Source organism: Thalassobium sp. R2A62, assembly GCF_000161835.1.
Classification (GTDB): domain Bacteria; phylum Pseudomonadota; class Alphaproteobacteria; order Rhodobacterales; family Rhodobacteraceae; genus Thalassobium.
The window spans coordinates 1791386-1810986 of the sequence record NZ_GG697169.2; the positions used below are offsets into that span (position 1 = coordinate 1791386).

Annotated in this window: 21 protein-coding genes; 3 read left to right on the top strand and 18 right to left on the bottom strand. The window is 56.2% G+C overall.

Annotated features, from left to right (window positions below; all coding sequences use genetic code 11):
* Positions 1 to 45: 45 nt before the first annotated feature.
* The 13 genes from ftsH to ruvC all read right to left on the bottom strand — a co-directional run bounded on the left by ftsH (position 46) and on the right by ruvC (position 11782).
* Positions 46 to 1962, bottom strand: coding sequence for an ATP-dependent zinc metalloprotease FtsH (gene ftsH, locus TR2A62_RS08895; RefSeq protein WP_009160159.1), 1917 nt, complete (start codon positions 1960 to 1962; stop codon positions 46 to 48).
* Positions 1963 to 2044: 82 nt separating this feature from the next.
* Positions 2045 to 3313: a tRNA lysidine(34) synthetase TilS gene (tilS, locus tag TR2A62_RS08900; RefSeq protein ID WP_009158943.1), complete on the bottom strand. Its 1269-nt coding sequence runs from the start codon at positions 3311 to 3313 to the stop codon at positions 2045 to 2047.
* Positions 3310 to 4131: a tol-pal system protein YbgF gene (gene ybgF / locus TR2A62_RS08905; RefSeq protein WP_009158194.1), complete on the bottom strand. Its 822-nt coding sequence runs from the start codon at positions 4129 to 4131 to the stop codon at positions 3310 to 3312. The genes tilS and ybgF overlap by 4 nt, the downstream gene beginning before the upstream one ends.
* A gap of 11 nt (positions 4132 to 4142) precedes the next feature.
* On the bottom strand, positions 4143 to 4673 hold the full coding sequence (gene pal, locus TR2A62_RS08910; protein WP_009158876.1) for a peptidoglycan-associated lipoprotein Pal: 531 nt from the start codon (positions 4671 to 4673) through the stop codon (positions 4143 to 4145).
* A 66-nt stretch (positions 4674 to 4739) separates the two neighbouring features.
* Positions 4740 to 6065, bottom strand: coding sequence for a Tol-Pal system beta propeller repeat protein TolB (gene tolB / locus TR2A62_RS08915; RefSeq protein ID WP_009158095.1), 1326 nt, complete (start codon positions 6063 to 6065; stop codon positions 4740 to 4742).
* 118 nt (positions 6066 to 6183) lie between these two features.
* A complete protein-coding gene (locus tag TR2A62_RS08920; RefSeq protein WP_009160621.1) occupies positions 6184 to 7287 on the bottom strand; it encodes a hypothetical protein in 1104 nt (367 codons plus the stop codon).
* A 6-nt stretch (positions 7288 to 7293) separates the two neighbouring features.
* Positions 7294 to 7767 carry an ExbD/TolR family protein gene (locus TR2A62_RS08925; RefSeq protein WP_009159723.1) on the bottom strand — a complete coding sequence of 158 codons (474 nt, stop codon included), beginning with the start codon at positions 7765 to 7767 and terminating at the stop codon, positions 7294 to 7296.
* A 1-nt stretch (position 7768) separates the two neighbouring features.
* Complete coding sequence (tolQ, locus tag TR2A62_RS08930; RefSeq protein ID WP_009159392.1) at positions 7769 to 8440, bottom strand: protein TolQ; 672 nt, start codon at positions 8438 to 8440, stop codon at positions 7769 to 7771.
* Between the two features lie 112 nt (positions 8441 to 8552).
* Positions 8553 to 8942 (bottom strand): tol-pal system-associated acyl-CoA thioesterase, encoded by a 390-nt coding sequence (gene ybgC, locus TR2A62_RS08935; RefSeq protein WP_009158558.1) that lies wholly within the window; start codon positions 8940 to 8942, stop codon positions 8553 to 8555.
* Positions 8942 to 9565 (bottom strand): hypothetical protein, encoded by a 624-nt coding sequence (locus tag TR2A62_RS08940; RefSeq protein ID WP_009157615.1) that lies wholly within the window; start codon positions 9563 to 9565, stop codon positions 8942 to 8944. Before TR2A62_RS08940 ends, ybgC begins: the two co-directional genes overlap by 1 nt.
* A 25-nt stretch (positions 9566 to 9590) precedes the next feature.
* Positions 9591 to 10610, bottom strand: a complete 1020-nt coding sequence (ruvB, locus tag TR2A62_RS08945; RefSeq protein ID WP_009160255.1) for a Holliday junction branch migration DNA helicase RuvB — start codon at positions 10608 to 10610, stop codon at positions 9591 to 9593.
* Between the two features lie 3 nt (positions 10611 to 10613).
* Positions 10614 to 11276 (bottom strand): Holliday junction branch migration protein RuvA, encoded by a 663-nt coding sequence (gene ruvA, locus TR2A62_RS08950; RefSeq protein WP_009159852.1) that lies wholly within the window; start codon positions 11274 to 11276, stop codon positions 10614 to 10616.
* Positions 11273 to 11782 (bottom strand): crossover junction endodeoxyribonuclease RuvC, encoded by a 510-nt coding sequence (gene ruvC, locus TR2A62_RS08955; RefSeq protein WP_040821353.1) that lies wholly within the window; start codon positions 11780 to 11782, stop codon positions 11273 to 11275. Before ruvC ends, ruvA begins: the two co-directional genes overlap by 4 nt.
* Before the next feature lie 309 nt (positions 11783 to 12091).
* On the opposite strand from ruvC, the gene TR2A62_RS08960 reads away from it, so the two are divergent.
* Positions 12092 to 12298, top strand: a complete 207-nt coding sequence (locus tag TR2A62_RS08960) for a DUF1127 domain-containing protein (protein ID WP_009157504.1) — start codon at positions 12092 to 12094, stop codon at positions 12296 to 12298.
* A 74-nt stretch (positions 12299 to 12372) separates the two neighbouring features.
* Here TR2A62_RS08960 and TR2A62_RS08965 read toward each other — a convergent pair whose 3' ends face one another.
* The 5 genes from TR2A62_RS08965 to TR2A62_RS08985 all read right to left on the bottom strand — a co-directional run bounded on the left by TR2A62_RS08965 (position 12373) and on the right by TR2A62_RS08985 (position 17976).
* The gene (locus TR2A62_RS08965; RefSeq protein WP_040820530.1) at positions 12373 to 12720 is read right to left on the bottom strand and encodes a hypothetical protein; all 348 of its coding nucleotides are present in this window, start codon (positions 12718 to 12720) and stop codon (positions 12373 to 12375) included.
* A 106-nt stretch (positions 12721 to 12826) separates the two neighbouring features.
* On the bottom strand, positions 12827 to 13702 hold the full coding sequence (locus tag TR2A62_RS08970) for a 50S ribosomal protein L11 methyltransferase (RefSeq protein WP_009160447.1): 876 nt from the start codon (positions 13700 to 13702) through the stop codon (positions 12827 to 12829).
* A 91-nt stretch (positions 13703 to 13793) separates the two neighbouring features.
* Complete coding sequence (msrA, locus tag TR2A62_RS08975) at positions 13794 to 14444, bottom strand: peptide-methionine (S)-S-oxide reductase MsrA (RefSeq protein ID WP_009159364.1); 651 nt, start codon at positions 14442 to 14444, stop codon at positions 13794 to 13796.
* A gap of 44 nt (positions 14445 to 14488) precedes the next feature.
* Positions 14489 to 15715 carry an MFS transporter gene (locus TR2A62_RS08980; RefSeq protein ID WP_009157885.1) on the bottom strand — a complete coding sequence of 409 codons (1227 nt, stop codon included), beginning with the start codon at positions 15713 to 15715 and terminating at the stop codon, positions 14489 to 14491.
* Positions 15716 to 15756: 41 nt separating this feature from the next.
* Positions 15757 to 17976 carry a primosomal protein N' gene (locus tag TR2A62_RS08985; RefSeq protein ID WP_009160604.1) on the bottom strand — a complete coding sequence of 740 codons (2220 nt, stop codon included), beginning with the start codon at positions 17974 to 17976 and terminating at the stop codon, positions 15757 to 15759.
* A gap of 77 nt (positions 17977 to 18053) precedes the next feature.
* Between TR2A62_RS08985 and fsa the strand changes: the two genes are divergently transcribed.
* Positions 18054 to 18707: a fructose-6-phosphate aldolase gene (gene fsa, locus TR2A62_RS08990; protein WP_009159056.1), complete on the top strand. Its 654-nt coding sequence runs from the start codon at positions 18054 to 18056 to the stop codon at positions 18705 to 18707.
* A gap of 186 nt (positions 18708 to 18893) precedes the next feature.
* Entirely contained in the window at positions 18894 to 19601 is a 708-nt protein-coding gene (locus TR2A62_RS08995) for a DUF484 family protein (protein ID WP_009157353.1), read from the top strand.

The following is a 19601-nucleotide window of genomic DNA, read 5'->3' on the forward strand; positions in this document are numbered from 1 at the left end:
CGCAAATGTAAAAACGCCGCCCCCTATGGAACGGCGTTAGATTTGTTATGATATCGGCTCGGGCTCTATACCACTATCCCTAGACTTTGGCTTTTTGGGCTTTGTCTTTGGGATCGCAGTGACAGATGCAGTGCCCTCATCTGGCGCATCATCCTCATCGTCATCCTTGGTCGGTGGCTCGCCACGCATGACACGCTCGATTTCAGCACCGGTCAACGTTTCGTACTCAAGCAGACCTTGGGCCAAACGTTCGAATTCGACCTCTTTCTCTTTGATGATCTTCATCGCAAGGTCAGATCCGCGCTGGATAAATTCGCGCACTTCTTCTTCGATCAACTCTTTGGTGTTGGCCGAAACAGAAAAGCCTGCAGTATTGCCAGAATAGCCTTCTGCAGCTTCACGGTAGTCGATGTTGCCAACCTTGTCCGACATACCCCATTGCAGGATCATCGCACGCGCCAAAGCCGAAGCCTGTTGAATATCACCAGCCGGACCGTTCGAAACACGATCTGCACCGTATTTGTGAATTTCTGCCGCTTTGCCCGCCATAGTCATCGCGAGACGCTGGTGGCATTCGTCTTGGAACATGTTGAGACGGTCCATTTCAGGCAAGCTCATCACCATACCCAATGCACCACCACGCGGAATGATCGTCGCTTTGTAGACGGGATCACACTTGGGCAAAGTCACTCCAACAATTGCGTGGCCTGCTTCGTGGTAGGCTGTCATCTCTTTTTGCTCGGTTGTCAAAACCATGCTGCGGCGCTCGGCGCCCATCATGATTTTGTCCTTTGCACCCTCGAGATCAGCCATCGCAACAAAGCGACGCCCGATCCGAGCCGCACCCAATGCCGCCTCGTTGATTAGGTTGGCAAGGTCCGCACCCGAAAAACCAGGCGTACCGCGCGCAATGATACGCAGGTCCACATCAGGGCCCAGCGGCGATTTGCGCGCATGAACACCGAGGATTTTCTCACGGCCTTTGATGTCAGGATTGCCGACGCTGACCTGACGGTCGAAACGACCGGGGCGCAATAGTGCTGGGTCCAGAACATCTTTGCGGTTGGTTGCCGCGATGATGATGACACCTTCGTTGGCTTCAAAACCGTCCATCTCGACCAGCAACTGGTTCAACGTCTGCTCGCGCTCGTCGTTGCCTCCACCCATACCAACTCCACGAGCACGACCCACGGCATCGATCTCGTCGATGAAGACGATACATGGCGCGTTCTTTTTGGCCTGTTCAAACATGTCGCGCACACGGGACGCACCCACACCCACGAACATTTCAACGAAGTCGGAACCCGAAATGGTGAAGAACGGCACACCAGCCTCGCCGGCAATCGCCCGCGCCAACAGTGTTTTACCAGTACCGGGAGGGCCCTCAAGCAGCGCACCCTTTGGGATTTTGCCGCCAAGTCGCGAGAATTTCTGCGGGTTGCGCAGGAATTCTACAATCTCTTCGAGCTCTTCCTTGGCTTCATCGATGCCCGCGACGTCGTCAAACGTCACACGCCCATGCTTTTCGGTCAGCATCTTAGCCTTGGATTTGCCGAACCCCATCGCGCCGCCTTTGCCGCCGCCTTGCATCCGGTTCATGAAATAGATCCAGACACCGATTAGCAGCAAGAACGGGAACAGCGACAACAGGAACGTCGAGAACAACGATTGTGCCTGTTTTTCCGCTTTGACTGGAACGTCTTCCGAAATCAGGAAATCGGTGACATTCGCGTCGGTTGGTTTGATCGCAAAGTAATCGCGACCATCAGTGCCCGTGAACATAACCTGTTCGCCGTTCAACGTGACCTGACTGACGCTACCGCCTCCGACCATCTGGACGAATTCCGAATAGCTTTTTTCTTGGCTTTGCAGTGCTGTACCGCCGTTGCGGAACATGCTGAACACAGCAAAAACCAGCAGGAACAATACGACCCAAAATGCGAAGTTTCTCGCGTTGCCCAAGGGGTGTCTCCTTTGAATACAAATTGGCACGGACGAATCCATCCGCGACCACCCTTCTAAAATAGAGGCTAAGGCTTAATCTTCAATGCGATAACGAAGAAGAATGGAAATCCGCGACAATCCGTGCCAACCATCCGTTGCTCCACCCCGCACAGGGCGCCGCTATCAAACGATCCCCATACCAAATTGCAGGGCTGGCGAGCACGGTTGACCGGATCAGCCCTGTGTTCCGCCAATCTGGACATACGGCGATACCCGCCTCGCCCAAGGCTGCGATATGTAGGTCGCCGTTGTATTTGCCCGTCACACTCCAGCGCCCATCCCAGATGGCGTCTACTGGGACTGGACCTTGGGTCGCAGCGGGTTCGCGGCTGATTGTGCTGCAGCCCGCCGCATTTGTGAACAAACACCCCCCCAAGGTCGCGGTCACAGCCGATTCAGACGCTCGGAGTAGTTGTTTTTGCTCGTCGCGACGCGGCGCATAGGCCCGCGTCGCGATCCAGCGAATTGCCGCCATAAACAGCCTGCGTTGAATATCAATGGGCAAGGCGTGAAACGCCTTGGTTTCAAACGTCAAAGCCCCGCCCGCATCTTGGCTAAATACTGCAGTAGCAGCTTCAGCAGTCTGAACATATAATGCGTCGCTCGCATCACGCAAAGATGCGGCCACATGGCGCAAAGTCTCCGGCTCAATTCCAAGGGGTGCCAGTGCCGCAAGCACCTCGCGGGCCGCTGTTCTGGTGTATTTTATGCTTTGATTTGACGGATCATCCGACCAAACGATGCGTTGGGCCGTCAAAAAGTCACGCAAAGCCTGGCGTTTGAACCCCAACAAGGGGCGGACCCAAGACATTTCATGAGCGGTCCATGATCCCACCATTTGCGCCAATCCATCGACACCCGCACCACGGGCAAGCCGCATCAAGAACGTCTCGGCGACATCATCGGCTGTATGCCCAACTGCGACGACAGCCAAACGACGCGCCTGTGCCCATTGCGCCATCGCGGCGTATCGCGCGTCGCGCGCTCGTGCTTGGAAATTTGCGCCCGCCTCTAGGGTCTCAAGTGTCAGAATTGAATGCTCGACACCCAATTCGGCTGTCAGTTCGGACACGGCAATCGCCTCTTGTTTTGCCTCAACCCGTTGTCCGTGATCGACGGTCACAGCATGAACGGCAACGCCATTGGATTTGGCCCATTCGACACAGGCCAACAACAGTGCGGTTGAATCGCTACCGCCAGAAACAGCGACGCCAACCGGACCGCTACGTAGTTCATTGTTGGTCAGGTCACAGCTGCCTACAGCTTGGGCGAGATCTGTTGGCGTTAGCGGACGGTCCTTAGACGTCATTGGCAACCAAGTTTGCGCATCGCTGCATTCGCCTCGTGCACAGCAGGTGCCGATGGGAACCGCACGCCAACCTCGGCAAGCGTGGTACAGGCGTCGACTGTTTGACCCAGTGCGCCTAGGTTGGCACCCAATTTGAACAACGCGCGTGGTGCTACGTCTCCGCTAGGATTGGCGCTAAACGCTTCTAGGAACGCACGCGCCGCATCGGTCGTTTCGCCCAATTGCTCGAGCGCCTCGCCTCGTTTCAAATGTGATTGTGCGGTCAGCGGTCCGCCGGGGTAGGTCTGGACAAAGGCCGCAAACTGGTCAGCGGCGCTGCGAAAGTCACCGGATGCGAGCGCCCACTGCGCCCGCTCGAAATCTGCTTGCTCACCAATAGCCAATGCAGGGCCGTCAGTTGATGGGATCGGTGTTGCTACGGGTGCTGTGCCTTGGGCATCGACTCCGCCCAGCGACGACGTGTCGCTCAGACTGCCGATGTCACAGCCGTCTTCTAGCTCGCACAACCGGAACTCCAGATCGCCAATACGGTTCGTACCGTCTTTGACAACACGGTTCACGCGGAACTCTAACTCTTCCGTCTTTGAGGTCAGCCGCTGCAGTTCGCCTTCAATCGACGTCAATCGTTCAAGCGCAGAACCACCACCAGTACCGGTCGCGGTGCCGTTGGTATTCAATTCTTGGCGCAGCTTTTGCACCTCGACGTAGAGTGTCGTCAGCTGCTGACGGATATCCGCCAACGTCTGTGCATCTTGTGCAAACGACGCACCTGGCAAAGCCAGGCACGTCGCCAAAATCAAAGCCTTTAGTCGGCCCATAAATCAGCCCCTTAGCTGAGCGCGCCTGCCGAAATGATCGTCACCGCGCGGCGGTTCTTGGCGTAACACGCTTCTTCACTACAAATCTCTGTAGGGCGTTCCTTGCCGTAGCTGACCGTGCGCAGACGGTTTGACGGGACACCTCTAGAAATCAAATACTCGCGAACAGCATTGGCGCGCCGCGCACCAAGTGCAAGGTTATATTCGCGTGTGCCCTGCTCATCCGCGTGACCTTCGACCACTGCGAGATAGTCAGAGTTCGTCAAGAGCCACGTGGCCTGACCGTCCAAGGTCGAACGCCCTGCCGCTGTCAGCGACGATGTGTCGACTGTGAACAACACGCGATCACCAATCGTTTGGCTGAAATACTGTAGGCTGGTCGGGTTGTTCGCAGGATCAAGCGCCAAGCTATCAACGCCAGATGGCTGGCCAAACCCAGAATTTGCGTCCGTGGGGGTCACGTTGTCAAAACGGTCTGCGTTGGTACATGCGCTGATGCCGAGGGTGGCAATCAAAAATGCGGCTTTTGTCATTTGTTTCATAGGATTTGTCCCATTTACTATTTGCTCTTTTGTTTATGTTTAGCACGAAATGCTGTGCCATGTGAATCAACGTTGCAGCGGCCCCCAAGACGGGTCAGACGCGGCGTTAGAGGTAGTGACCCGTTTCAAATTACGGCCCGTGATATCCACCGAATATAGCGCGGGCGCGCCGTCTGCACCTTGGGTCTCGCGGGTGAACATGATGACGCGGCCATTGGGCGACCATGTCGGGCCTTCATCAAGAAAACTAGCCGTCAGCAGACGCTCTTCGGATCCGTCCGTGCGCATGACACCGATATGGAACCGACCTGCGTTCTGCTTGGTAAAGGCGACCAAGTCACCACGCGGCGACCAAACAGGCGTGCCATAGCGTCCATCGCCAAAGCTGATCCGCCGAGGCTCACCACCACTCGCGCTCATGATATACAGCTGCTGGGTGCCGCTGCGATCGCTTTCGAACACGATCTGGCTGCCATCAGGGGAAAAGCTGGGGGCAGTTTCAATCGATGGAGCTGAGGTAAGACGCGCATTCGATCCGGATGCCAAATCACTGCGGTAGATGTCCGTGTTGCCACCATTGGCAATGCTGTAGATGACCTGACGTCCATCACGGCTAAAGCGTGGGCTAAATGCCATCTCGCCATCTGCTGTCGCCAACTGCTGGCGTCCAACGCTTGCCACATCCAGAATATTGATCCGAGGAAAGCCAGTTTCGTAGCTGGTGTAGAGAACACGATCGCCATTGGGCGAGAAACGCGGCGCCAGAACGATTGACGCGCTGTCGGTCAGAAATTGAACATTCGCCCCATCATAGTCCATAATGGCCAAACGTTTGCGGCGATCATTCTTGGGGCCTGTCTCAGAGACAAACACGACGCGGCTGTCGAAATAGCCACCCTCGCCTGTAATCCGACTATAGACCTGATCCGACACTTTGTGTGCCATGCGGCGCCATCCTGAAACCGTCCCAGCCAACTGCTGACCCGCACCCAATTCAGCGCCCGAAAACACATCATACAGACGGAATTTTACGGTCAACTGATCGCCGTTCACTGACACCACACCTGTGACCAACGCCTGCGTATTGATGGCACGCCAGTCTGCAAATTGAATTGGCGCGCTGAAGGCACTGATTTGCGAGATGAACGCACTAGCGAGGATTTGGCGGAACAGACCTGTGCCAGTCAAATCCTCTGCAATCACCCGCGACAGATCAGCCGCAACTTGCGCCGCCGATTGGTTTTCCGCTTGGAAACTTGGCACCGCAAAAGGCAGCGGTTCGATCACGCCGTCCGTGATTGTAATGCTCAGCGGTTGCGCCCGCGCGCCCTGGGCAATCAAGACCCCAAGAGTCAAAACACCAACCATCAGACAGGTCAAAACACGGGTCATACTGCGATCCTTTCGCTAAGGCGGGCATACTGTGCCGCCTGTTTACTATATCTTTGTCCACACATCACACAGAGCATCGCATGCGGACGGTTCTTTGCCATTTTGCGGGGTGCTGCGGTCATCTCAAGCGCATCCCAGATGGGTCAAACGTGATCTCGACGTCTTTCCACTGCTCATACTTTTCCGCGGGCAAATCATATCCACTACTCTGGCATCGCAGAACGGCACGCCGCGCAGCCTCGTAGGCGGTACGCTGAGCACCGGTGTCTCCACCAGAGGCACCGACCATGCGGACATCACCTGACACACGACCGTTTTGGTCCAGTGCGAAACCGACCTTCACTGTCACCTCCGCCGCTCGCGAACCAGCATCGACATTCCAACAATTGTTCACAGCAATTCGGAACCCTTCTTTTTCGGCCCCGCTAAGCGGCGGTCCTGTTGGCGTCGATGCGGCAGGCTCTTCCGTCGCCAAGTCCCCGAGCAGATCATTGATCGCATCGGTCGTTTCATTTGAGGGCGCCGTCGCCGTTTCCGTGGGCTCTGGTCGCGAAGGTCTGACAGGCGGACGCGGCGAGGATGTTGGTGCCAGCACGATCTCTTCACCTGCAGCCTCTTGATCCGCTTCGGTCACAGTCTCGGTTGTGGCCTCTTCTTGAGTTGTGGCTTGTTGCGCCTCTTCGGTCACTGGCGTCTCGGCAGGTGCATCGTCCTGGACGCTGTCTTGGGTTGTGTCAGCGATCACTGCATCTGGTTCGGGTTGGACTACGGCCTCAGGGGCCACGCGAGGCGCGGGGCGCGGTCGTGGGCGCGGACTGGTCCCGATCACCGTGTTTGTCACCGTTTCGACCTGCGGTGTCTGCGGCTCGGCTGGTGGCGCGTCAGTCACTTCGATCGCAGGCGTTTCAATTTCTGGCGCGACAGGCTGCGTATCTTCGACTGGCGCCTCAACCGGTTCGGGCGCGTCCGGTGCCGCTGGCGGCTCTTCCACGGCTGGCGGCTCTACAACGTCTTCGACATCTGGAACTTGGGGTGCGGGCGGTTCGTCGGTTGGCACTGTTGGCTGGGCCACACCGGACAACGCGTCAAACTCTTCGGCGGTCACAACGCTAACTTCGGTCACCTCAAAAGGTAACGGATCAGCCGAAAACCCCCAGCCGAGGATCATAAAGCCGATCAGACCAACATGGCCCGCGCCAGAGATATAGGTGCCCGTAGACATACCTTGTTACCCGTCGGACCCGTCAAGCGTTGGTCCGCCAACATCCGTCACAAGACCGATGTTGGAAAATCCGCCCGCATTGAGCGCGCCCATGACAACCGCAACACGGTCCCATGAATTAGCCCCATCCGCGCGCAAAAAGACACGGTCGCTGTCACGCTCGGCAGAGATTCCGCGCAGTCGAGTGATAAATTCATCCTCCGGCACTTCGGTGTTCTGGATCAGGATCAAACCCTCTGCCGTCAGCGTGACGGTCAGCGGTTCCTCTTGGTCGGTTGGCAATGCGTTCGCAGCCGTGTCCGGCATGTCGACAGGCACACCTGCCGTCAACAACGGAGCCGCGACCATAAAGATGATCAACAAGACCAACATCACATCGACGAATGGCGTGACGTTAATCTCCGCCATCGGCTGTGTGCGTGAACTGCGACGTCCGCGTCTGCGTCCGCCGCCCCCGCTTTTCATAACACCAGCGCCCATATCAGCTGTCCAACTGACGGCTTAGGATGGTTGCAAATTCGTCGGCAAACGCCTCGTAGCCACCAACGATCCGATCGCTGTCGGCGCTCAATTTGTTGTAATAAATGACGGCAGGGATCGCAGCCAACAGGCCGAGACCCGTCGCCAACAACGCTTCGGCGATACCAGGTGCCACAACAGCGAGGTTTGTATTGTGCTGTTCGGCAATCTCGATAAAGGCATTCATGATGCCCCACACGGTACCAAACAAACCGACAAAGGGTGCGGTCGAGCCGACCGTCGCCAAAACCGGCAGACCTTTTTGCAGCTTTTCGCTCTCGCGGGCGATCGCCACGTCCATAGCCCGATCAATCCGCGCCTGTGCGCCAGCGATCAAGCCACCGTCCTGGCGGTGTGATCTGCGCCATTCCATCATGCCAGCCGCAAAGATTTTCTCCGAAGGACCATCTGGTTCTGCACCGATCTTTTCGAACAGACCGTCCAAGGGTTCGCCCGACCAAAAGGCCCGATCAAAGATGCCCGCTTCTTTGCGCGCATTGCGGTATTGAATGAGTTTGTCGACGATCACGCCCCAGCACCACACGGATGCGATGATCAACATGATCATGACGAGTTTTACGGTAATCGTCGCGCGGGCGAATAACGCCCACATCGAGAAATCGACTGCTTCCATGTGCCTGCTCTTTTGTTGTGGCCACTTAAGGGCTCTGATTACGCCCACAAATAACGCAAAACCCAGAGCAAAGCCAACACAACCGTGTCATCTGGCAGAATTTGGGGCGGTCTTATTGAATTTTTCGGCGGAAAGTCGCTGGCAATCGCGCAGGTTGACCGTTTTCACCGATCGCGACGATGGTGACGACAGACGAAAACAACAGCGTAGCGTCGCGCTTCACGTCCTGTGTCAGGACCAAACGCGCGCCTGTTACGGCCTTGATTGCAGTCTCGACCGTTAGATCATCATCAAATTTCGCGGGCGCAATATAGTCCGCCTCAACCCGCCTGACCGCAAAAACGACACCCTCGTCAGCCTTAAGAGCGACCTGATTCACACCCATTTCGCGGACCAATTCCGTCCGCGCCCGTTCAATGAACTTTAGGTAATTGGCGTAGTAGACAATACCGGCAAGGTCGGTGTCTTCGTAGTACACATGCACATCAAAAGTATGGCTCATTACGGGGTCTCCATTCGAGCAAACAGGCGCAGCGCGTGGCTCGCATCTTGGGCCACTGCGGGCAGCACAGGATTGTAGGCCGCGCGGATTACATTTGCGATCTCTGGATTGAGGATCACCCCGCCCTCGGGCAAAACGGCCAGAGAAGAGGTTTCCATAAACGCGCGATCCGACCACAACAGGACCGTTTGAACCATCTGGCTTAGTGCGAGCGTTTCAGCTGGGGTCTCGCTTAGGTGCGCATCCATTCGGACAAAAACGAAACACGCCTTGATCGCTCCGGCTTCGTCAAACCGGAAGACACGGTATTGATTTGCATCGGCCTCTTTTAATCGCCCGACGAGCGGCACCAGGTCAGGAACCAGATTACCAAGGTCCGGAACCTCGGGCAGTTCATCCCAATCTGTGAAGAAAAACACCATCAGGTTCGACCCCAACTCAGGGTCAGTCTCGGCCACTTCGATGCCTGCAAGTGCGGCAACAGCTTCAGTCGCCCCTTTAACAACCGCGAGGGTCTCGTCTGTCACTCCAAAAACGACTGGCGCGATAGGTCGCCCCCAACGGGCAAACAAATAGCTGTCGTCAGAGCGGGTGAACAATGCAGCGATTTCGTCGGGCGTCATAGCGTGTTCTCTCAACAGGGCGGTCTCAACTGAACAAATCGCTCTGATTTTTGGGCACGTCCAGCCCCAAATGCGTCCACGCCTTTTGCGCTAGCATTCGACCACGCGGCGTTCGCTGAATCAAACCCTGTTGCAACAAAAACGGCTCGATCACTTCTTCTAGCGAGTCGCGGCTCTCGGATAACGCCGCAGAGAGCGTTTCGATACCAACAGGACCACCACCATAGTTTTCGGCCACCAACCGCAGATACCGTCGGTCAGCGCCATCAAGCCCCAAATGATCAACACCAAGTCTGGTCAACGCACGATCCGCAATCGCTTGGGTCACGCGCCCGTCGCCTTCAACCACCGCAAAATCCACAACGCGGCGCAACAATCGCCCTGCGATCCGTGGCGTACCCCGCGCACGTTTCGCGATCTCGCGTGCGCCTTCGTCGTCGGCGGGGCAGCCCATCAGCCGTGCGCCGCGTGTGACGATTTCGTGCAACTCGTCAGTGGTATAAAAATGCAGTCGTGTCGGAATGCCAAAACGGTCGCGCAGCGGGGTGGTCAGCAAACCCATCCGCGTCGTTGCCCCAACAAGAGTAAAGGGCTGCAGTTCAATCCGGACGGTACGCGCGGCTGGTCCTTCACCAATCACCAAATCCAGCTCGAAATCCTCTAACGCCGGATAGAGCACTTCTTCGACAGCTGGGTTCAATCGGTGAATTTCATCGATAAACAAAACATCTTGCGCCTCGAGATTGGTCAGGATCGCAGCGAGGTCGCCAGCCTTGGCCAAAACCGGCCCACTTGTCATACGAAAATTCACACCCAATTCGCGGGCCATGATTTGTGCCAGCGTCGTCTTTCCCAGACCGGGTGGGCCGTGGAACAGCGTATGATCCATCGCCTCTTCGCGTTTGCGAGCAGACTGAATGAATATCTTGAGGTTCGCGCGCGCTTCGGCCTGACCAATAAATTCATCCAGAACTTGGGGCCGCAGCGCACGGTCATTGTCGCCAGATTGCTGGTCGGGCCGCAGATCGGGATCAGGCTGGTCCATCAGTTATCCCTTTGGCGCCAAAAGTTTGAGCGCAGCACGGATCAGTTCGGACGTATCCGCATCGGGTGCGCCTCCACTGGCTTCGGCCACTGCGCCGGCCGCGTCTGAAGGCGAATAACCCAAGTTGCCCAACGCTGACAAAGCTTCGGATTGTGCAGCGCCGTTGCCAGAGCGGGTCACTTTGGGTGCTGCGGTCTCGATCACTTCACCCTCAGCTTCTACCTCACCCTGAGCCTCGGCCAAGGTGCCGCCCATCGCCATGACAGCATGCGCCTTGTTCTTGAGGTCAAGCACAGCGCGCTGTGCAGTTTTCGGTCCTACACCTTTGGCGGTCGCGATGGCCGCCCAATCGCCCAGCGCAATCGCGCGGCTCACACCCTCGGCCCCGATAGCGCCCAGAATGGCCATCGATGCCTTAGCACCGATCCCCTGGACGCTCATCAACAAACGGTGCCACTCTTTTTCAACGAGCGTCGTAAACCCGAACAATTGCAGGTTATCCTCGCGCACCAAAAGATCGGTAAACAAAGCAACCGCCTCACCGTTTCCGGGCAAGGATGCCATCACACGGTCCGAGACGTAGACAACGTATCCAACGCCACGCACATCAATCAGAACATGGTCTGCCGCACGATAATCGATCCGGCCCGCAATCTTACCAATCATGCGCCTGCCCTCGCCAATGCGCGGTCGAGATGGTTCTGCGACTGGGCGTGATGCGCATGACAAATTGCGATCGCCAAGGCATCAGCCGAGTCTGGCCCAACGATCTGAACGCCGGGCAATTGCATCCGAACCATATGGTCGACCTGTCTCTTATCCGCGTGGCCCACACCAACAACTGTCTTTTTGACTGCGTTAGGTGCGTATTCTCCGACAGACAGTCCTGCCTGTGCTGCAACAAGCATGGCAATACCTCGCGCCTGACCCAATTTGAGAGTGCCGGCGCCGTCCTTGTTCACAAAGGTCTGTTCAACCGCTGCCGTCTCAGGAGCGTATTGTTCGATCACCTCAGCCAGTTGGCCGTGCAGCAACAACAAGCGCTCGGCCAAAATGTCGCCAGTGCTAGATTTACAAATGCCATTCGCCACATGAGACAGCCGTGTGCCCGAGACGTCAATGACGCCCCACCCCATGTTGCGCAGGCCGGGATCAATCCCCAAAACGCGCATGTCCGCCCCTTTTTGTTCTTGTTGCAACTGCAGTAGCACGAAACGCGAACATGTGAAAAGAACCTTGTTCACATCCAGCGGCGTACGGGCCATTTTGCGATTGCAGCATGACCGCGTTCGTAACGCGCACAATAATTTAGCGGCGATTGGTTTTTATTGTTTTTTTTCAATTAACTATCGCCACCATTCTGCCATGCAGAAACCGCAACGGTGGTATGCAAAATTAGATCTGGCGGATGTCAGATCAGAGGACTAAATGCGCTTCAAGACGAACGAACACACAACTCAAAACCTAAAAGGACACGCGACATGGCCGCATTTGACACAACCCGCTCACTCTCGACTTCTGCACCTGTTGGAGCAGTCTTTTCTAAAGCATTCGCATCGACATTCGGCGCTCTGTCCGCTTGGAACGATGCCCGCGCAACCCGCAAGGCACTGTCTGCGCTGACGGCACGTGAGCTCGAAGACATCGGTCTTTGCTACGGCGACATCGAAAGCGTCGTTTACCGCTAAACGCGCGACGATCGATCAACGAAAAGGCCGCGCTCTAAATCAGAGCGCGGCCTTTTCTGTTAAAATCACAAATTTTATAATACGTTAATTCGGATTTGATCTGTCACCCACTGGGTCACCGGATCAATTTGCATGATCCATGCCCCAGCAGCTTCAGCCACATTTCCACCGCGCAAGAGATCGAGCCGCTCGTTATAAGCAATCGATCCAGCCTGAAACAACATCAGGCTTTTGAACAAAATAGTCGCCAACACCAACAGTGCCAGACCTTTGAACGGGAAACGGGGTTTCGTGCGGCGCGCACGAGCAATAATCAGGCCGTCATGGTTAACGGAGTGCACGACGCCATTACGCGCCATGCGATCATGTTTACGACCAATCACTTTCAGTCGCTTTTGGAACGGGAGATGAGCGGTGCTCATGGCAGCCTCCTACTATCGAAGGCCCCCACCGTCGATCCCGCACGGATAGGCGTCAAATGTGGCACAACCAAGGCAACAAAGGCATTTTTGCGACTTTTACAGAGAATTACGCGCTGATTTTCTGCAAAGTTAGTGTTGTCCATTCAACAATCTCTTCGCGGTGGATCAGATTGAATCCATTTTGTGCATAAACAGCGATCACCTCGTCGGCTTGCTCGTTCAAGATCCCTGACAGAATCACATGTGCGCCATCGGACACATGCGACGCCATATCAGGAGACAGCGCGACAAGCGGCCCCTTGAGAATATTCGCAAACACCAGATCAAAAGGGGCTGCATCATGCAGTTCTGGCGCGTCAAAGCCCGCAGCTTCTACACATTTGACCCGACCTTGCAGATTGTTGGCTGCGACATTCGCCTCGGCAACGTCGACTGCAACCTGATCAATGTCTGACGCCCATGCAGGGTTCGGCCAGATCCGCGCTGCAGCCATAGCCAAAACAGCTGTCCCACACCCGATGTCAGCAACATTTTGCCCCGTAACACTGGCCTGATCCAACCGGTCCAACGCCCGCAGGCAGCCCAGCGTTGTGCCGTGGTGGCCAGTACCGAATGCCATCGCCGCCTCGATCAGCAACGCAATCTTGCCTTCGGGCACTTGGTCCGCGTCATGAGCCCCATAAACAAAGAATTGCCCAGCCTCGACTGGCGCCAGCTCACGGCGCACCTTGGCCACCCAATCCACATCGGGCACCTCGGATACAACGAACGCGGCCGCATCATGCAGCGTCGCAAGCAACGCCAATCCAGCTGTATCAGGTTGTTCCAGAAAATAGCCGCCGACTTCCCACAGACCTGACCCGTCTTCGACTTCGAAGACGCCCACACCCGTAGGTTCTGGCGTCAGGCGTTCCATTGCCTCGCCCAACGCTTCTGCTTGGGATTTTCCGGTCAATGTCGTCAGGGCTGTGTAGGTTGTCATAGCGGATCCTTTGGTTGGGGAACCGCCTACGCTGCAACACCGCCGCGATCAAGAGGCAAGAGCCGCACGCAGCGGCTCCTGCCCTATGGTTTTAAGCACCAACGCCGATCGGACAGGTCACGCCAGTTCCACCGATCCCGCAATAGCCCGCAGGATTTTTCGCAAGATACTGTTGGTGATATGCCTCGGCCACGAAAAACACCGGAACATCAGTGATCTCAGTCGTGATCGGTCCAAACCCAGCCGTATCCAGCCGTGGCTGAAAGGCGACTTTGCTCGTCTGGGCCGCGTCCTGTTGAGCATTGGTATAGGCATAAATGCCCGACCGATATTGCGTGCCCATATCGTTGCCTTGGCGCATACCCATGGTCGGGTCGTGGCCTTCCCAAAATACCTGTAGCAATTGGTCATAGGAAATGACGGCCGGATCATAGATCACCCGCACGACCTCGTTGTGACCAGTCTTTCCTGTGCAGACCTGCTCGTAGGTCGCATTTTCCGTATAGCCACCCGCATAGCCGACCATCGTGGAATAAACGCCGTCCAGCGTCCAGAACATCCGTTCGACGCCCCAAAAACAGCCCATCCCGAACATCGCCTGTTCCATGCCATCCGGCAGCCCCAACGTCATAGGATTGCCATTTACAAAATGCGTCTCTGGCAGGGCAATAACGTCTGATGATCCGGCAACCGCATCAGTCTTGCTTACCATTTCAGTTTTCTTGCGTTGGAACAGCATCATGTGGCGCACTCCTTTTTTGGCGTACCACTCATATAGGGCTTTGATCAGTCGGCTGCCACTGTCGAGGATTGAAACACTGTTTCGCGACCTCGTGTTGGATGGCGCGGGATCAACAGCGACAGCAAGAGAGACACAATCGCCATCCCTGCAGCCGAGACAAAAACGAGGCCCGGCGCATTAAGCCACAAGATCCCCAGCAACACTGGCAAGAACACCGCCGCGATATGATTGATTGTAAACGCCACCGCTGCTGTCGGGGCGATATCACCGGGCGACGCGATTTTTTGGAAATACGTTTTGATCGCAAGCGCGAGGCTGAAAAACAGATGGTTCACGACATAGAGGATTTCAGCCACGCGCAGTCCCCAGTCGAGATAGTAAATCCCTGCGTAGGACACGAACACCAGAGCCAGCCCAACATATTCAAACACCAGCGCGTTACGTTCGCCAAACCGTTCGACCGCTTTGCCCAACAGGGGTGCCACGATCATGTTGATCACCAAAGTGATCAGATACAGCGCCGTCACTTGATGCACCGCGTAGTCAAACTTTTCGACCATCATAAATCCGGCAAACACGACAAAGATTTGCCGCCGCGCGCCTGACATGAATTGCAGCGCATAATACAGCCAGTACCGTTTTCGCAGAATCATCTTTTTGATCTGTTGGTCCGGCACCTCGAATTGCGGATAGGCAAAGAAACAGAACACAGCGATCGCCAAAGTGATGCCACCCGACAACATATAGACAAAGTCATAAGACAGTCCGAACCGCTCCCACGTCAGCACGATCAAGACATAGGCAATCAGTGTCGCCCCCGACCCGGCTGCAATGATCCAGCCCAGTGTCTCTGGCGCCTTCTTGATCGCGATCCATTGCAGTTGTAGCGACTGGTTCACCGTCTCGTAGTAGTGAAACCCGATCGAACTGAGCATCGTGACGACGAGGATACCACCGATGCTGGGGAACTGTGCTGTCACTGCGGTCGCAGCCCCTAGCAGCGCGAGAGACACGAGGCCCAGCACCTGTTCGCGCATAAAGATGATGATCGCGATGACACCAACAGCCAAAAAGCCTGGGATTTCGCGGACCGTGTGAAGCAGGCCAATATCCGCCCCATCAAACTGGGCGGCTTCGATGACAAAGTTGTTGAGCAGCGCAGACCACGTTGAAAACGCAATCGGCATCGCCGCCGCCATCAAAAACAGCAGAACGAGCGGCCGACGCCACGCAGGCAGCTGGGTTGCATCAGAGAGGGCAATTGTGCGCATGCCATGGCACTACGCCGATGCGCAGGGCTTGGAAAGGGGCGTCAGTAAAAGCTCTGTGGATCGATATCGATCGACAAGCGTAATGTGCTGGTCAACCGGAACTGAGCAACCCACTTGGTCAGGGCGGCTTGGATCGGCGCACCCTTGTCGGCTTTGACTAACAAACGCACGCGATGTCGCCCTCTGATCCTAGCGATTGGCGCGGGTGCAGGGCCGTAGACCTGTGCACCGATCTCGCGCAGTGGCCCATCACGCCGCGCCATATCAGCACCTAGGTCAAACAGCTCTTGAACATTTGGGGACGACAAAACGATGCCAGCCATCCGGCCGTAGGGCGGCACGCCTGCTTGCTTGCGCTCGCTTGCCTCTGCGGTCCAAAACCCTTCTTCGTCGCCAGATAGGATTGACCGGATCACCGGATGTTCTGGTTGATAGGTTTGCAACAGTGCCGTGCCTCGCGCCTCGGTCCGACCAGCACGCCCCGCGACCTGCAGCATCAATTGAAACGTACGTTCGGCTGCGCGTAGGTCAGATCCCTGCAGGCCAAGGTCGGCGTCGATCACACCGACAAGCGTCAGCTTGGGAAAGTTGTGCCCCTTAGCCACAAGCTGTGTTCCAATGATGATATCCGCTTCGCCCTCGGCGATGGCGACGATCTGTTCCTTTAGAGCACGGGCAGATCCGAAATGATCTGACGACAGAACTGCAACACGCGCCTTTGGAAATGCCTCGATCACTTCTTCGGCGAGCCGCTCAACTCCCGGACCGACTGGCACTAGTTTATCCTCGGCCTGACAGTTCGGGCAAACCGTTGGCATCGGTTTGGTTTCTCCGCATTGATGGCACACCAAACGTTTCAAGAACCTATGCTCGACCATCCGCGCGTCGCAGTCATCGCACCCGATCTGATGCCCGCAAGCCCTGCACAGCGTGATGGGCGCATAACCGCGCCGGTTGATGAACAGCAATGATTGTTCACCCTTGTCGATCCGCGCCTGCACCTCGCGTTTGAGCGTTCCTGAAACCCACTTCGTCGACGGCAATGCCTCGGCACGCATATCAATGCTGCGCATCTCGGGCATCACGGCGGCACCATAGCGGCTGGTTAGAACGACCTTTTGATATTTACCCGCCTCAACATTCGCCCAACTTTCAAGACTGGGGGTCGCTGACGCCAGCACAACTTGGGCACCAACAATCGAGGCGCGCAGCACCGCCATATCCCGCGCGTTGTACAGAACCCCGTCCTCCTGCTTGTAAGAGGTGTCATGTTCTTCATCGACGATGATCAGCCCGAGGTTCTGATAGGGAAGGAACAAAGCAGACCGTGCACCGACCACCAATTGCGCGTCGCCTTGGCCGACCATCCGCCAACAACGGCGGCGCTCGGTCATGGTCACACCGCTGTGCCACTCGGCCGGTTTTGCGCCAAAACACGCTTCGACGCGGGTCAAAAATTCTGCGGTCAACGCAATCTCAGGCAACAAGACCAACGCCTGCCGCCCCTGTGCCAGACACTCGGCCACCGCTTCGAGGTACACCTCGGTTTTACCCGATCCTGTCACACCCTTAAGCAACGTCGTGCCGTAGTCCTGCGATCTCAAACCCACGCGCAATGCTTCGGCGCCAGTCTCTTGGTCCGCAGTCAGTTCTTTGTCGCCATACCCCGGATCGAGCCGCAAATAGGGCGTGTCTCGCGGGGCGTCTTCTTCGACCACGGCGTCCAATTTTGCCAAACCCTTGACGACGCTGGTCGTAACATCCGCCATTTCGGCAAGCTCTCGCAGGGTAAAGGCCAGCCCGCCATAATCCCGCAACACGCCCAGAACTTTTTCTCGCGCAGGGGTCATTCGGTCGGCAGTGCCGGTACCAAGCCGGTAAATCTTGCGCATTGAGGGCGGATCACCCAACCCGGGTGCCCGCGTGGCGAGCCGCAGCATCGCCGCCATCGGGGTCAGCGTATATTCAGCGGCGCGTCCCAAAAACAACCGCATCTCGTGGCGCATAGGAGAGACATCCAACACCCGAAAGGCCGCGCGAACCTTGTTATAGTCCCAGTCACCTTTGCCCGCCGACCAAACAACGCCAATGACCTTGCGGGGCCCAAGGGGCACCTCAACGAATGCACCGATGTGACATCCACCCTCTGGAGCCTTGTAATCCAAGAAACGATCGATCGGCTGCGTGGTCAACACGCCGATCAACTCGCCTTCTTGGAAAAACTCTGGGGCCATCACATCCACAACCGTTAGCGCAAACATATCAGGGGTTTTCGCCCTGCCCTTCATGAGGTAAACGCTGGCAGGACAAACGCCAACCCATCCCAGCGAGGACCACGATGAAATTCTTTGTAGATACAGCCGATATTGACGCAATCCGCGAACTCAACGACCTCGGAATGGTCGACGGTGTGACCACCAACCCATCTATCATCGCCAAGTCCGGCCGCGATATTCTGGAAGTCACCAAAGAAATCTGTGACCTCGTTTCCGGCCCCGTATCCGCCGAAGTCGTAGCTCTTGATGCAGAAGGCATGATTGCCGAAGGTCGCAAGCTGGCCAAAATCGCAGACAACATTGCGGTAAAAGTTCCGCTGACATGGGCCGGCCTGAACGCCTGTAATGTACTGACGAACGAAGGCAACATGGTCAACGTGACCCTGTGCTTCTCCGCAAACCAAGCGCTGTTGGCAGCCAAAGCCGGTGCGACGTTCATCTCGCCCTTCATCGGTCGCCTTGACGATATCAACCTCGACGGTCTCGAGCTGATCTCGGACATCCGCGATATCTATGACAACTACGGCTACGAGACACAGATCCTCGCGGCATCCATCCGTAGCGCCAATCACATGAGCGATTGTGCTAAAATTGGCGCCGACGTTGCGACTGCACCACCCGCAGTAATCAAGAAGATGGCTGACCATGTTTTGACCGACAAAGGACTCGCTGCATTTGTTGAAGACGCCAAAAAGGCCAACATCACGATCCTCTAAGCGATCAACGCGCCAAACCGGCAACTCGCGATTGCGCTCTCAAGACCCTGTCTTGGGGGCGTTTTTCGTTGAACCCCCATATCTGGCCAGTTGATGAGAAATCGGTCTCAAAATTCAAATTTTGCTATGCGGATTGGGCTTACGTCTGCTAAATCAGCTATAACAACAAAGAATTTGAGACCGAGCATGACATCTACCGCTGACGACCGCGACCAAGTGCGCGACACGATTCTGGCCAACCCAGAGAGCTTTCTCGAGGATGCCGACGTGATGCGTGCGTTGATTGACGCCAACGAAAAATCCATGGGCGGCAATATTGTTGACCTGCGTGGGATCGCGATGGACCGGTTGGAAAACCGGCTCGACCGGCTCGAGGATACACACCGTTCGGTAATCGCCGCAGCGTATGAAAACCTCGCTGGGACAAACCAAATTCATCGTGCTGTTTTGCGCATGATGGACCCTGTGACATTCGAGAACTTTCTTTTGGATCTTGGTGGTGATGTCGCCGACATCTTGCGTGTCGATTGCATTCGTCTGGTTCTGGAAAGCGTTCAGAACGAAGAAGACCCCGCCGTCAAAAAGCTGGGCGATGTGCTAGCGGTTGCCGAGCCTGGTTTTATCGAATCTTACCTAACCCGCGGACGGGCCACACCTGTTCGCCAAGTCACCTTGCGGCAAGTTCAGCCGGACACCGATGCGGTGTATGGTCAATCGACTGACTACATCCGTTCCGAAGCCTGCCTCAAACTTGATTTTGGCCAGGGCCGTTTGCCCGGCATGCTCGTTCTTGGATCCGAGGATCCGCACCAATTCACCCCGCAACAAGGCAACGACCTACTCGCCTTTTTTGCGGGTGTGTTTGAACGCGCAATGCGGCGGTGGTTGTCGTAG